The following is a 14,097-nucleotide window of genomic DNA, read 5'->3' on the forward strand; positions in this document are numbered from 1 at the left end:
CTAAGAAGGAGGAGATCGCCAAGTAGAATGAGGCCGCCGCGCTGAGCCAGCGCGTTGCGAGAAGATCCAGAAATGTCGCGAACCGCGATCATGGGTCTGTCTTGGCCTTTGGTCGTCTTTTCAACTGGTCCGCCAAGCGTGGCGCAAAAGCGTGACCTGACGGTTAATGGGGACTGTTCATAAGTCAGGATGAACCATGATGCAACCAGCTTTTCCGAAGCTTGCACATTTGGAAACCCCTTGGCCCGGAGTTTCAAGCAATAGCGATAGCTGGCGCAGACGAGATCTGAGCCGCTGCAAAGGCAGGAGGCAAAGGCATCCTGCCCAAAGCCGGTCTTCTCCCGCGGCGTTGATCACAACGAAGCCAGGGCGATTGCCGGCGTTTCTGGTGGGCGTCTTGCGGTCTGATCGCCTCAGCCGTTTTTGGCCAGGGGAATGGGCTCGTCGGCAAACCTCGCCTGGATCTCTTCCACTTCCTTCTTCTTGCTCAGAAAGGCGGCAATGCACTCCGGGTCGAAGTCGCTGCCTGATTTTTCTTCCAGAAAGCTGAAGGCCCGTTCGTTGGTCCAAGCGGACTTGTAGGGGCGCTCCGTCGTCAGCGCGTCGAAGACGTCGGCAACGGCCGCTATCCGGCCGACAAGTGGAATTTCTTCTCCACGCAGGCCATTGGGGTAACCGCTGCCGTCCCAGCGTTCGTGGTGTGTCGCGGCAATCTGGGTCGCGACCTGCAGCAGCCGGCAGCTGGAGCCCTTGAGGATGCCGGCGCCGATTTCGGTGTGCCGGTTGATTTCCTCGCGTTCTTCCGGGGTGAGGGGGCCGCGTTTCAGCATGATGCTGTCCGGAATGCCAACCTTGCCGATGTCGTGCATCGGTGCGGCCATCTTGAGGTCTCGCCGAAACTCCATGCTCATGCCGAGTTCTTCGGCAATCAACTCGCAGAAGTTCGCCATGCGAAGGGTATGCATGGCCGTGTCGAGGTCCTTGTATTCGGAAGCAAGGATCAGCCGGTGAACGATTTCCTCGCCCCGTTTCCTCAGTTCGGTCGTTGCCCTGTCGACTTCCTCTTTCAGCCATTCCGCCCGCATCGACAGCTTGCGCTGCGCCTCGGCCAGTTTGGTGAGGTTCCGGACGCGGGCCTTGAACTCCACGATCTCCAGCGGCTTGTTCAGAAAATCGACGGCACCGGACGTCAGTGCCTCGATGCGCGTGTCCCGGTCCTTGTCTGCCGTGACGATCACCATCGGCTTGTCGGTGTGCGCGGGGTGCTGATGAATTTCCTTGATGAGCTCGATGCCGTTGAGGCCCGGCAATTGATAGTCGACGATCGCCACATCGAATTCGACCTTGTCGAGCGCCGCGATCAGGTCGATGGGATGGGCAAAGCTGACTGCGTGGCATCCGGGGATGCGCTCCACAAGCCGTTCCATGATCATGCGGTTGGTGGGATCGTCTTCGACCAGAAGGATGCGGAATTCGGTGTCGGCTAGCGGTGTGTCGGTCATATCGCAATCTTCCGGTATCTGTTTTTTGCTTTTTCCAGCTCCACCGTCAGGAGTGTCTCCTGGTTGGAGGTTTCGATGCTGGTGCGAAGTGCGTCCGCAGTTATTGAAAGGGTCGTAAATCCGAGATTGTCCGCCGCACCTTTCAGTGTGTGCAGCAGCCGGTCGTAGCTTTCCGCATCACCCGAGCTTGCTGCCTCGGTGACTTGCACAACGAGAGTGTCGGCATTTTCAAAGAAGGCATTCACCAGAGAATGGAAGATCTCGTCGCCAAGTTCCTCGCGCAGTTCAGCTCGCCGGGCATCCCCTTTTTCTTCTCCGGCAAGGCGAACCACATTGGCGTTTGGTGTCGCGACGTCGGATTGAGCCGCATGCATTGGTTCCGTCGGTTCCGGAGAACCTGGGGATGTCGGCAGGTCGGTGGTGCCTTCTGCTGAATTGTCCGAAGGACCGTGTTCACGCAGGATAGTCGCAAGCCTCTGGAAGGTGACGGGCTTGGACTCGAAGGCATTCATGCCCGCGTCCAGGCAGTCCTGGCGGTGCCGGTCGGAAGCATTTGCCGTCATTGCGATGATGGGCAGCTTGTCGAATGGAGCGCCGATGTTCCGTATCAGCCGTGTTGCCGCGATCCCGTCGAGATCAGGCATCTGCACGTCCATCAGCACGAGATCGAAAGTGGCGTCCTGCACATGTTTGATCGCCTCCCTGCCGTCGCTGGCAACGATGACTTCCTGACCCAGTCTCTCCAGCAACTTCGTTGCAACACGCTGGTTTATGACGTTGTCCTCCACGAGCAGGACACGCAGACGGGGGATCAATGCAGTTGGGGTCGAACCACTCTCCAAACCGGTGAGATTCGCAGCAGGGGCGTGTGCCAGTTGAACCGGCAAGGTGAAGCTGAAGGTCGCGCCTTCACCAGGAACACTGAACACACCTATCGATCCACCCATCGCCTCGACGATCTGTTTACAGATGGCAAGGCCGAGGCCTGTGCCGCCAAAGCGTCGGCTGATCGAGGAATCGACCTGGTGGAATGCGGTAAAGAGCTGCTTTTGTGCCTCTTCGGCAATGCCGATACCGGAATCCTTGACACTGATCTTCAGTTCCAGGGTCTCGGCGACAACTTTTCCGGCAACCACATCGACGTGGATTGAGCCGTTTTCGGTGAATTTCACGGCATTGGATAGCAGGTTGAGCAGGACGCGCTTCAGCCGGGTGGGATCGCTCTTGATGAAAGCTTTTTCCAGCGTCGGGTCGATATGAAGTTTGAGCTCGTCATTCTGCTCGAGCGCCTTGCCTTCCACGACAGCTGCCGCCTCTCGCACCAGTTCGTCGAGCCGGAAGACAATCTGTTCGGTCTCAAGGGATCCGTATTCGATCTTCGCAAAGTCGAGGATCTCGTTGATCATCTCCAGCAGCGTATTGCCGGAACTCGTGATGGTGCGGACGTAGCCGGTTTCTTCTTCCGGAAGCTGCTTTTGTGCCAGAAGTTCGGCCATGCCGAGAATGCCGTTCAGCGGGGTGCGGATTTCGTGTCCGATCGTGGCCAGAAACTCCGACTTGGCCTTGTTGCCGGCTTCTGCTGCTTCATAGGCTTTCTCGAATTCCTCTGCGGCCTTGTTCATGCCTTCGCGGGTCTGCTTCACGATGCGGACCTGCAGAAGCATGTGCAAGGCCAGGAAAAGAGCAGCCACAACGATCGCGAACATGAAGAGGAAGGCCAGCATCTGCACATGGAAGACGTCGTTGCGGGCTTCGGCGCGTGCTTCTGAAATCGTCGCGTTCGTGCGGACAAGAAATTCGTTCGTGGCGCTACGAATTTTTTCGAGCGTTTCTTCGACAGGCGCAAAGTCGATGTCGGAGTAGTTCTTTTTCGCTGCGATTTCATTGAAGACAGGTTCGATGGCCAGGATCTTGGTCTGAATGGTCGTGATCCTGGATCTGAAGTTCGGACTTTGCTCGAAGAAGACGTTGTATTTGGAGTTGGCGAGGACCGAGAGACGCGAATAGAGGATGTCATAACGCGTTACGAGATCTCGCGGTGCTACGGCTTCCTGCGCCGCTTCGATACCGGCCTCGCCGATACGATATTCGACGTGTTGTACCAGCTCGTAGACGGCACGTGTTTCGCGGTCGAGCTGATAGACAGCCCAGATTGCGTCTTCACGGATTGCGTCATGCAACTGGCCTTCGCGTTTGACCAGCATTGAAAAGATGGCAAGGACCGTACAGACAAGAAAGATCTGGACGACGAGAACGGATTTCGTCGCCCTTGCAGCCTGTTCAACGGCCTTACCGCCTATTTCGAGCTGATTTTTCACTCGACTACTTCAACTTCGCGGATTTGCCAGACCGAACGGGAAAAGTATTTCTCGTTGAAGAGTTCCGGGTTCGTGTCGAAAGGGTAGATCAGGAACAGGGGGCCCTTGTCGCGAACGGACATGTAGTCACCGTTCATTTTGGTCGCCAGCATGGTGTCGAAGTTCTCGGCATCTTCTACCGGCACTTCTGCACTGTAGTCGTTGAGAGCCTTGACGATCAGTTTGGAACCGCGTGCGCCAACTTCCTCCAGCACTGCGCGCAGCTGAGGGCCGGAAAAGGCGGTGGTGCCTTCAGTCCAGGGAGTCTCGAGCGTCTTGGAGATTTCTGTAAGGCCTTCCAGCATCTCCATGTCAAATTCGGCGCTGTCACCTTTGTTGGTGTTCTTGATGTTTCCGGTCACAACGAGGACGACATCACCTGTTGGAGCAGGAAGGTTGGCAGCCTGAACGGCAGAGCTGATCATCAGCGCCCCAGCCAGGAGGCTCAGTAAGGTTTTCATGGCGTTTCCCTGTTTACTTGTGCGTTACTGTAATTTTTGACAGTAAACTTGTTTTCATTAGTTCCTCTGCGGAACTTGGATACACCGGGAGCCTTTAATCAAATGCAAATTAAATGGGCAAACATCTGGTTAATTTCATCAAATAAAGTAAATATCTTTGTCATTTATGTGTTTTAAATCAATGTTTTAAAAGGTTTCGATGTGATGAATTTATTTAATTCGAGCACGAGGAAATGACGCCATGATGGCTCGCTGAAAGCACGTAAAGTATTGTGATTTTTTACTATCCAATGGCAATGCGCGTTTAAGCGGCTAGGCCTCATTCGGATGCGCGGAAATGGTGTTCAAGAAGCGACGATCCGGGCGGCGCTTCAACAGGATTGCGCCGAAACGCTGCCGTTGGGCAAACAGCCGCCCATGTGCGCCGGAGAGGCCGGCAGCCGGCGAGGGCCGGCGCCGGGGCTAGCGTTGGTGTCCTGCTTCTTATCCGTTCCTGGGGGCGACGAGATCAGCCAGTCGGGCAAAGCAGCCGTTCCAGCCGCCGCCGACACCGCGGCGGGCATCTTCGGTCTTGATGGCCTCGTGACGTAACTTGACCTCCGTCGCCTTGCCGACTTCGGTAAAGGTAACGGATACCCTTGAAGTGTCTGTCGCTTCCCGTGTGCCGTCGGCATGTTCCTGAACATGGCGCCAGGAAAATTCAAGACGGTTCGGCGCTTCGATGGCCAGGTATTCGCCTTCAAAGTGGATCTGCTTTTCTGGGGTTTTCTCGATGACGAAACACCAGCGCCCACCAACCTGAAGATCGATCTCCGCCGAAACCAGCGCACCGGACTTGGGTACGAACCAGCATCGTACCTCATCGGGTTCGGTAAAGGCGCGGAAGACCCGCCCCGGGTCGGCCCGGAACAGGCCTTCCACGAGCACCGGCTCCTGGCCGGGATTGGATTTCAGGAACGCTTGGGGCTGCTGTTGTATGGTCATTTTTCGCTATCCTTGGCGAGGTGACGGGCAAGAGCATCGAAACGGTCGATCCAGAACGCTTCATATTTGCTCAGCCAGTCCACGGCTTCCTTGATTGGTGCACCGCGCAGCCGGCAATGGCGGGTACGTCCGCGTTTTTCGATATCCACCAGCCCGGCATCCGAGAGCACCCGCAGGTGTTTGGAAACCGCTGTCAACGACATATCGAACGGTTCGGCGAGGTCCGAAAGCGATGTCTCGCCGTCGGCAAGCCTGGCTACGATCGCACGGCGCGTGCCGTCGCTGAGGGCGGCGAAGGTGGCATCGAGTTGAGGCATTTCAGCTGCATTCATAAAGTGAACCTTTTGGTTGACTATCACCTGACTTCATTATAGTCAACTAAATGGTTGAGTAAATGGGTGGCGCGCGACACCGGCTCAATTTTCCCATGGTCGCGCAGCACAGGTTTCCGGCCGAACCTGGAGCTGAGGACCGGACTTAAGAAAGTGGAGAGACGGACATGAAACTGTTCACAGCAGACATTTCGCCCAATTGCCGCCGTGTCGAGGCGGTGCTGCATCATCTCGGACTGTTCGATGAGGTCGAGGTTCACAGGTTGAACATGATGGCGGGTGAGCATCACCGGGATGACCTGAAGGCCGCCAATCCCAATTTGAAGGTTCCGACGCTCGTGGTGGGTGACATGAACCTGTGGGAAGCCAACCCGACCATGATCTACCTGAGTGACCGGGCAGGAGCCGAAGCGTTTTGCCCGACGGATGCCAAATCGCGCTTTGAGATCCTGCGCTGGATGTCCTGGGAGGTGCAGCATTACAACCAGGCCGCAAGGGACATTGCCTGGGAAACGATGGTCAAGCCGCTTTTCGGTCTGGGGGAACCGGACGAAGCCAGGATTGAAGCGGCAAGCGAAAACTTCCATCGCTTCGCTGCAGTTCTCGACACCCACCTGGAGGGGCAGGCCTACATGCTTGGGGACAGGGTGACCGTAACCGATTTTTCGGTCGGTGCCTTGTCGGCGTTGGCGTTGAACCCGCAGTCGCGTATGCCGTTGGAAGGCCATGCCAACATCATTGCCTGGTATCAGCGGCTGGAAGCAGTGCCGAGCTGGGCGATGACGGCACCTGCACGCCTGATGGAAGCTGCCGAATAGGCCAATGCAAGCGGCGGCCGGGATCCGGCCGCCGCGGCACACTGCTGACTTGGGGTGTCAGAGGTTCTGACCGCCCGAGACTTCAATGCGCTGGCCGGTCATCCAGCCGGTATTGCCGCTCAAAAGCGCGGTGATGGCTCCGCCAATGTCATCCGGAAGGCCGGCACGGCCCATGGCTGTCATGGCGGCGACCACCTTGTTGAGTTCCGGATTGTCACGCACGGCACCACCACCGAAATCCGTTTCGATGGCACCAGGCGCCAGCGTGTTGACGGCGATGTGACGAGGTCCCAGTTCCTTGGCCAGATAGCGGGTCAGAACTTCGATCGCGCCTTTCATGGTCGCGTAGGCGGAATAGCCGGGCAGGGAGAACCGGGCAAGGCCGGACGATACGTTCAGAATGCGGCCGCCATCTGCGATCAGCGGCAGCAACTGCTGGGTCAGGAAAAAGACTCCCTTCACGTGAACATTCATCAACTGGTCGAAATCGGTCTCAGTCGTCTCGGCGAAGGGCTTGTGAATGCCCGTACCGGCGTTGTTGACCAGGAAATCGAAACTGTCACGCTGCCAGGTCTGCTGTAGCACGGTTTTCAATGCGTCCGTGAATGCGGGGAAGCCGGATGTGTCGGCAGTATCGAGCTGCAGGGCAACAGCCCTGGCCCCCAGCGCTTCCACTTCGGCAACGACCTGTTCGGCTTCTTCCTTGCTGGTCCTGTATGTCAGGACCGTGTCGATATCGTTCTTGGCAAGATGAAGAACAGTGTTGCGGCCAAGGCCGCGGCTGCCGCCGGTGATGAGGGCGATCTTGGGGGAGGTGGTCATGTTATTGGCTCCAGTGTTGTGGGGCGTGATGTCGATGACCATGAGATAGTCCGTAGCGAGATGTGTTGTGTGCCGGTTTCTCCAGAAGACTTGCCTGATCCTACAAATCAGGCAACCTGCATACTTGCCATCACCAACCGGCGGGCGTATCGCTGGATTCTTGACGGAGGGAACCATGCAGGCAGACGAGCTTATCCGAAAAGTTGTTGCATTTGCTGATGATCATGGCGCTGGAGGCGATCCTTTTCCTGTTGGTGCAGGAGGCATGACGCTGGTGCGTCAACGCCGACCAACCCTGATTTATCCGATCGTCTACCAACCGATTTTCTGCCTGGTTCTCCAGGGGGAAAAACAGACATACCTCGGATCGAATACCGTCCGGTTCGGTGCCATGCAGTCACTGATTGTCGGGCTGGATCTGCCCGCGCAGGCACGGGTCGTGCGTGCGAGCCAGGCCGAGCCGTATGTTGCGCTCGCCATTCCACTGGACATGGCTCTGATCCGCGAACTTGCTTCGGAGCTGGACCGGCCGGGTAAAACATCTATTGCTGCACGCGCCGTGGCAAGCGGCAGGGCAGACGCGGCAATCGTCGATGCGATGCGGCGCCTGTTCGAACTTGCGGAGATGCCAGAGGCCGGCAAGGTGTTGCTGCCGTTGATCCAGCGAGAGATCCATTACTGGCTGCTGACGGCAGAACATGGCGCGATCCTGCGTCAGATTTCAGAGCAGGACAGTCACGCGGCCCGCATCGCCAAGGTCATTGCCGGTATTCGCCGGGACATTGCGGCGTCTTTGCGGGTGGACGATCTTGCCGGTGAGGCAGGCATGAGCGTGTCTGCCTTCCATGCGCACTTCAAGGATATTACCGGCACCAGTCCGCTGCAGTTTCAAAAGCAGTTGCGGCTGATGGAGGCGCGCCGGCTGCTGCAGGCGGAAAAACTGTCCGTCTCGCGCGCGGCGTTCCAGGTGGGTTACGAAAGCGCGACCCAGTTCAGCCGAGAGTACGCCCGGCATTTCGGTCTGCCGCCACGCGCCGACAAGGCGAACGAACCTGCCCAGGCAGCCTTCTGACCGTCCGGGCAGCTTCTGATTTGATTAGAGGAACAGTTCGCCCCGAGCGACAAGCGTCGCCTGACCGCCGATCCTGACCGCATGCATCTTGCCGCCCTCGATGTCGATTTCCAGGTCGATCAGGGATGGCCGTCCCATCTCGAAACCCTGTTCGATGCGGATATGGTGCGTGCCGTTGGGAAGGTCGTCGTAATAGTCGACCACACCTGCAAAAGCCGCTGCGGCAGAACCTGTCGCGGGATCTTCGGGAATGCCCATGTCGGGCGCAAACAGGCGGGCGTGGAAAGCGCTGTCATGGGAGCGGGTTTCGCGGCAATAGACATAAGCGTCCGTATTGCCGTTCTTGCCGAAGCCCGCGTTCCACATGGCCGGTACCGGTTTGGCGCGCGCCAAGGCATCCAGATCGCGCACCGGCACGAAGGTGAACGGAGGGCCCACGCGGAAGCGGGAGGGGCCATGGTTCTCGAACCCGATGTCACTCGGCTCCAGGTTGAGCGCGGCGGCGATTAGCTCGACGTTATGGGTCGGTCCGGCGGGTTCCGGCAGGCTGGGAACGTCGAACTCGGCAAAGGCGGCAGCGTGCTCGCGCAGGATGACCGCGCAGCGCACGGTGCCGATCTGCTGCTTCAGAACAACAACGGCATCCTGCTCGCCCGAAATGTCGCCGAAGCGTTCCGTTGCCAGAAGGATGGCCGTACCGACGGTCGGGTGTCCGGCGAACGGCAATTCCATCTTGGGAGTGAAGATCCGTATGGTGGCAGAATGCCCGGGCTTTTCCGGCGGGAAGACAAAGACCGTTTCGGAAAGATTGAACTCACCGGCGATCTTCTGCATCTGCTCGTCGCTCAGCCCCTCGGAGTCCAGAACCACCGCCAGGGGGTTCCCGGCAAGGCTCGTGTTCGTGAAGACATCCAGGATCGCGTAGCGGCGGCTCATACTTCTCTTCTCCCTGTCGCCGCCTGCCGGCCTTCAAACGAAGTCAGGCGAGGGGCTCAAACGTTGTAAAACAACCAACCTGTCCGCATCGGACGGCCCGTGCAAACCACGTGCCGGCTTCAAAGGTGAGCGGACTTTTGCATTTTCAGGCAAGTCCTGCCAGTGCTTAGTGCGCATTCTTGGTGAACAAAATATTGCCGTTCCCGGCCGTCTCGCCGAGTGCTCTTCATGGCAGCAGATATTTGCCGAGCGAACGGGCGTAAGGCACGATGGCACTGTCCTCAAGGTCCGCGCGCGTGCGAATGATGCGCATATCGGCAAGCTCCTGTTCTTCCGACGCCTCTGAAAAACGCAGGATCTCCGTGCGCAACTCTTCCGCAGGGCGGGGGACATCCATCACCTGGCCGATGGAAATCCGCCAGCCGTCGAATGTCACCAGCAGCTCGGCAGGCTGGACTTCGTCTCGTTTGAGGCCTGTTTCCTCTTCAAGTTCCCGGTAGATCGCCCCGACAACGTCGACCTTGCCATCTTCGGTCAGGTCGGTCGGGTCGAGATTGCCTCCGGGAGGGTAGATCATGCCCGCCGTGGCGGTCTTTCGGGACATGACACCATAGAGCAATGCGCCCTCGGCAGACCTCAGGATGGCGGAGCCGAAGAGATTGAAAGAGCTTGCGTCGGGCGCACCCCAGTCGCGCCACGCCAGGAAAGCGGCAAAGGAACATTCCGCGCAGGTGCCGTTAAAGGTGCCGTCCTTGAACTCGAACCCGGTCAACTTCATGGTTCGGCCATTCCAAAGTATGGGAATGCGCTTCCTGGCTTCCTCGAAATACGCATCGATGGCGTCTGCATGCTTCGTTTCGAAAGCCCAGGGTTCTTCCGAAACCTCGATGTTCAGCGCTTCCACCCGGTAGACCGCAGGTGGCAGCGGTTTTTCCATCAGGGGGATTTCCCCGCCGGGCGACATCTCGCTTGGTCGTGTCGCCATCGTCCGAAACCCGCGCTTTTCGTAAAAGGGGCCCGCGTTGGCGTCGCTTTCCAGATAAAGCCGGCTCAATCCCTGTCGGTGGGCATGATCTTCCGCGCGCTTCAGCAGAAGGTCGCCAATGCCCTGACGCTGGGCTTCAGGGGCAACAAACAGGAAATCGACAAGCAGCGTATCTTCGCTTTGGGGAGAGAGCCCGGAAAAGGCTATGGGCTGACCGTCCCGCTCTGCAACGGTGAGCGTAAGGGACTGGATGGTGGCCTCGGAAATTCGCCAGTAGTCGCGAAACTCTGCCATCTTGTCCTCCGGATAGCCCCAGGAGGCCTTGGCGCGATGGAGGATATCGGTGAGAGCAGGGGCGTCGGCCTCTGTGGCCGGGCGGAGTTTCAATGGCATGGGCTGTCCAGATTGATTGTATCCCGGACAGCCCTAGCCAGACTTTGTGAAAGTTACAAGGCAGCAGGTTCTTTTCAGCCCTACCGGATAAATGTGCCGTTCTGCAGTTCGGTTACCGCCTGGATCAGCTCCTGGCGGGTGTTCATCACGATGGGGCCGTGCCAGGCCACGGGTTCCTTGATCGGTGCACCGGAGACCAGAAGGAAACGGATGCCTTCCTCGCCTGCGTGAACGACGATCTCGTCGCCGGAGCCGAAGATCACCAGAGAACGGTTGCCGGTCTCGTCACGGATCTTCAGTTCCTCGCCGCCGAATTCCTTTTCCGTCAGAACCCCGAACGGGTCGGACGCTCCTTCGAACGTGCCGGAGCCTTCGAAAATGTAGGCGAAGGTCTGCTTGTAGGTGTCGACCTTGAAGCGTTTCTTGTGACCTGCCGGCACATGGATGTCGAGATATTGCGGATCCGCGGCAATGCCGTCGACCGGGCCGCGCTTGCCCCAGAACTCGCCACAGATGATCCGTGCGGAAGTGCCGTCGTCATCGGTCACAACCGGGATCTCTTTCGACGCGACATCCTGGTAGCGCGGTGCGGTCATCTTCAGCGAGGACGGCAGGTTCGCCCAGAGCTGGAAACCGTGCATGCGGCCATTGGCGTCGCCCTTGGGCATCTCCTGATGCATGATCCCGCGCCCGGCTGTCATCCACTGGACGTCGCCCGCACCCAGGTTGCCGCTGTTGCCCAGGCTGTCACCGTGTTCAACGGTGCCGGCCAGCACGTAGGTAATGGTTTCGATGCCGCGATGGGGATGCCAGGGAAAGCCCTTCAGATAGTCCTCGGGGCGTTCGTTGCGGAAATCGTCCAGCAGCAGGAAAGGATCCAGCATTTCCGGATCCTGAAATCCGAACGCTCGCTCCAGCCGGACGCCGGCGCCTTCCATGGTTGATTGTGTGTTGCCGATGTGGGTGACGGGGCGGATGGACATGACTTGGTTCCTGATGCGGATTGACTTTGAGGGAAAGATAGCGGCTCGCAGGGCAAAACCTAGTCTTGGCTCTGCAGACGCAGTGTTTCGAAAGACGAAACAGTGATGTCGTCATCCGGATAAGGCCCGACCGGACGGTGGCTTACGGCCAAAGGGTTGCATCTTGCGGACGGTCCGCCCACATGCAAGTGTGCACGCCTGTTTGGCCGTCTGGTCAAATCCCCAATTCCGAACCGGTTGAAACGATGGCCCCGATACTTTCCGTACGCGACCTGGAAAAAACCTATGAAGGTGGCTTCCAGGCTCTCAAATCCGTGTCTCTGGATATCCAGCAAGGAGAGGTTTTTGCGTTACTCGGGCCGAATGGCGCCGGCAAGACGACATTGATCAGCACGATTTGCGGCCTGGTGCGGCCGACCTCCGGCAGTATTCACGTGTGCGGCCATGACGCCTTGAGCGAGTACCGTGCTGCCCGGCAGATGATCGGTCTGGTACCTCAGGAAATGCCGACGGCGCCTTTCGAAATGGTCGGTGATACCGTCGCCTTCAGCCGCGGCCTGTTCGGCATGAAACCCGATCCGGCACGGATCGAGAGCATTCTCAAGGACCTGACGCTCTGGGAAAAGCGCAACAACCCCATCATGGCCCTGTCCGGGGGCATGAAGCGCCGCCTGCTGGTCGCCAAGGCGCTGGCGCACGAGCCGAAGATCCTGTTCCTGGACGAGCCGACAGCCGGTGTGGATGTGGAACTAAGGCACGACATGTGGCGCATCGTTGGGGAGCTCAAGCAGAAGGGCGTCACCATCATCCTGACCACCCACTACATCGAGGAGGCCGAAGAAATGGCCGATCGTGTCGGGGTGATCAACAATGGTGAGATCATCCTCGTGGAAGAGAAGGCAGAGCTCATGCGCAAGCTCGGGCGCAAGTTGCTGTCGCTCAGCTTGACGGAGCCACTCATCGAGATTCCCGGCAGTCTTGCCCGCTACGATCTGAAGCTCGAGGATGACGGCCGCAGCCTGGTCTATACCTACGATACCCAGGCTGACCGGACTGGCATCACATCGCTTCTGACCGATCTCTCCCAGTCCGGCGTGCGTTTTCACGATCTGCAGACGGATCAGTCGTCGCTCGAGGACATCTTCGTCGGTCTGGTCAGTCAGGGATGAGGCGGCGATGGACACCGGTTTCACCATTCGCAAGGCGACACTGGACGACTGCACGGCACTGACGGACCTGTGCATGCGCTCCAAGCAGTCGAACGGCTATGACGACGCTTTCATGGCCATGTGCGCCGAAGAACTCAAGGTCCGCGACAGCTGGATCGAGGAGCACGATTTCTGGCTGGCCCAGGACGCACGGGGTGAGCCGGTCGGCTGTATCCGGCTGTCCATGGAAGACGACGGCGAAACAGGGGAACTGGAGACCTGTTTTGTCGACCCTGCCTGGCAGGGACGCCGCGTCGGCCGGGCGCTGTTCGATGCGCTTCACGAAAGAGCGCAGAGCCTTGGTCTGGTGAGGATCGGTCTTGATGCGGATCCTTTTGCAGAACCTTTCTATGCCCGCATGGGCTTCAAGACCATTGGCCGGTCTCCATCCGGCTCGATCCCGGGGCGCACGTTGCCCCGAATGGAACTCATTCTGATTTCGGGGCAGCAGGGCACATGAATTTCGAAGCGATCAAAGTCATCTATCTGGCCGAAATGGCCCGCACCCGCCGCACGATCATGCAGAGCATCATCTCGCCGGTGATTTCCACGGTGCTTTATTTCGTTGTCTTCGGGGCAGCCATCGGCTCTCGGATCTCCGAGGTGGACGGTGTCAGCTACGGCGCCTTCATCGTGCCCGGGCTGATCATGCTGTCCCTGATGACGCAGAGCCTCTCCAACGCCTCGTTCGGCATCTATTTTCCGCGGTTTACGGGCACGATCTTCGAGGTGCTGTCGGCACCCGTGTCGTTCCTGGAAATCACCGTTGCCTATGTCGGGGCGGCGGCAACGAAGTCGATCCTGGTCGGGTTGATCATCCTGATCACGGCGAGTTTCTTCGTTCCGCTGGAAATCCAGCATCCTGTCTGGATGGCCGCGTTCTTCCTCCTGACGGCCGTTACATTCGCCTTGCTCGGTTTCATCATCGGCATCTGGGCGGACAATTTCGAAAAACTGCAGTTTGTACCGCTGTTGATTGTCACGCCTCTGGCTTTTCTGGGCGGCAGCTTCTATTCCATCAACATGTTGCCGGATATCTGGCAGAAGATCACGCTGATCAACCCGGTGGTCTACCTGATTTCCGGGTTCCGCTGGAGCTTCTATGGTCAGGCGGACGTCAGCCTTTGGCTGTCGCTGCTGGCGACGATGATCTTCCTCGGCGGTTCACTGGCCGTCATACATTGGATTTTCAAGACCGGATACCGCCTGAAGGCTTGAGGTATCCGGCCGAAACGCGAGTTTAA

14 protein-coding genes are annotated in these 14,097 nt (G+C 58.4%); 5 read left to right on the top strand and 9 right to left on the bottom strand.

What is annotated here, in order from left to right; all coding sequences use genetic code 11:
* Positions 1 to 413: 413 nt before the first annotated feature.
* The 5 genes from FIV05_RS15060 to FIV05_RS15080 form a co-directional block, all read right to left on the bottom strand.
* Positions 414 to 1,502: an HD domain-containing phosphohydrolase gene (locus tag FIV05_RS15060; RefSeq protein ID WP_152510113.1), complete on the bottom strand. Its 1,089-nt coding sequence runs from the start codon at positions 1,500 to 1,502 to the stop codon at positions 414 to 416.
* On the bottom strand, positions 1,499 to 3,820 hold the full coding sequence (locus FIV05_RS15065; protein ID WP_152510114.1) for an ATP-binding protein: 2,322 nt from the start codon (positions 3,818 to 3,820) through the stop codon (positions 1,499 to 1,501). Before FIV05_RS15065 ends, FIV05_RS15060 begins: the two co-directional genes overlap by 4 nt.
* Positions 3,817 to 4,320, bottom strand: coding sequence for a molybdopterin-dependent oxidoreductase (locus FIV05_RS15070; RefSeq protein ID WP_062488176.1), 504 nt, complete (start codon positions 4,318 to 4,320; stop codon positions 3,817 to 3,819). Before FIV05_RS15070 ends, FIV05_RS15065 begins: the two co-directional genes overlap by 4 nt.
* A gap of 483 nt (positions 4,321 to 4,803) precedes the next feature.
* Entirely contained in the window at positions 4,804 to 5,304 is a 501-nt protein-coding gene (locus FIV05_RS15075) for an SRPBCC domain-containing protein (RefSeq protein ID WP_152510115.1), read from the bottom strand.
* Positions 5,301 to 5,636, bottom strand: coding sequence for a metalloregulator ArsR/SmtB family transcription factor (locus tag FIV05_RS15080; protein ID WP_023000544.1), 336 nt, complete (start codon positions 5,634 to 5,636; stop codon positions 5,301 to 5,303). Before FIV05_RS15080 ends, FIV05_RS15075 begins: the two co-directional genes overlap by 4 nt.
* A 167-nt stretch (positions 5,637 to 5,803) precedes the next feature.
* Between FIV05_RS15080 and FIV05_RS15085 the strand changes: the two genes are divergently transcribed.
* Complete coding sequence (locus tag FIV05_RS15085) at positions 5,804 to 6,454, top strand: glutathione S-transferase family protein (protein ID WP_152510116.1); 651 nt, start codon at positions 5,804 to 5,806, stop codon at positions 6,452 to 6,454.
* A gap of 57 nt (positions 6,455 to 6,511) precedes the next feature.
* Here the strand turns inward: FIV05_RS15085 and FIV05_RS15090 are convergent, their stop codons facing one another.
* Positions 6,512 to 7,276 (bottom strand): SDR family oxidoreductase, encoded by a 765-nt coding sequence (locus tag FIV05_RS15090; protein ID WP_152510117.1) that lies wholly within the window; start codon positions 7,274 to 7,276, stop codon positions 6,512 to 6,514.
* Positions 7,277 to 7,541: 265 nt separating this feature from the next.
* On the opposite strand from FIV05_RS15090, the gene FIV05_RS15095 reads away from it, so the two are divergent.
* The gene (locus tag FIV05_RS15095) at positions 7,542 to 8,348 is read left to right on the top strand and encodes an AraC family transcriptional regulator (protein ID WP_173013857.1); all 807 of its coding nucleotides are present in this window, start codon (positions 7,542 to 7,544) and stop codon (positions 8,346 to 8,348) included.
* Positions 8,349 to 8,372: 24 nt separating this feature from the next.
* Here FIV05_RS15095 and FIV05_RS15100 read toward each other — a convergent pair whose 3' ends face one another.
* The 3 genes from FIV05_RS15100 to FIV05_RS15110 form a co-directional block, all read right to left on the bottom strand.
* Positions 8,373 to 9,284: a PhzF family phenazine biosynthesis protein gene (locus FIV05_RS15100; protein ID WP_152510119.1), complete on the bottom strand. Its 912-nt coding sequence runs from the start codon at positions 9,282 to 9,284 to the stop codon at positions 8,373 to 8,375.
* Positions 9,285 to 9,510: 226 nt separating this feature from the next.
* On the bottom strand, positions 9,511 to 10,662 hold the full coding sequence (locus tag FIV05_RS15105; protein WP_152510120.1) for a GNAT family N-acetyltransferase: 1,152 nt from the start codon (positions 10,660 to 10,662) through the stop codon (positions 9,511 to 9,513).
* Between the two features lie 80 nt (positions 10,663 to 10,742).
* Positions 10,743 to 11,645: a pirin family protein gene (locus FIV05_RS15110; RefSeq protein WP_152510121.1), complete on the bottom strand. Its 903-nt coding sequence runs from the start codon at positions 11,643 to 11,645 to the stop codon at positions 10,743 to 10,745.
* 245 nt (positions 11,646 to 11,890) lie between these two features.
* Between FIV05_RS15110 and FIV05_RS15115 the strand changes: the two genes are divergently transcribed.
* From FIV05_RS15115 to FIV05_RS15125, 3 genes are read left to right on the top strand one after another with little or no spacing between them, the layout of a single operon-like run.
* Positions 11,891 to 12,814, top strand: coding sequence for an ABC transporter ATP-binding protein (locus FIV05_RS15115; RefSeq protein ID WP_152510122.1), 924 nt, complete (start codon positions 11,891 to 11,893; stop codon positions 12,812 to 12,814).
* A gap of 7 nt (positions 12,815 to 12,821) precedes the next feature.
* The gene (locus FIV05_RS15120) at positions 12,822 to 13,313 is read left to right on the top strand and encodes a GNAT family N-acetyltransferase (RefSeq protein WP_152510123.1); all 492 of its coding nucleotides are present in this window, start codon (positions 12,822 to 12,824) and stop codon (positions 13,311 to 13,313) included.
* The gene (locus tag FIV05_RS15125) at positions 13,310 to 14,071 is read left to right on the top strand and encodes an ABC transporter permease (RefSeq protein ID WP_023000553.1); all 762 of its coding nucleotides are present in this window, start codon (positions 13,310 to 13,312) and stop codon (positions 14,069 to 14,071) included. Before FIV05_RS15120 ends, FIV05_RS15125 begins: the two co-directional genes overlap by 4 nt.
* Positions 14,072 to 14,097 lie beyond the last annotated feature (26 nt).

It is taken from the genome of Labrenzia sp. THAF191a, from assembly GCF_009363335.1.
Classification (GTDB): domain Bacteria; phylum Pseudomonadota; class Alphaproteobacteria; order Rhizobiales; family Stappiaceae; genus Roseibium; species Roseibium algicola.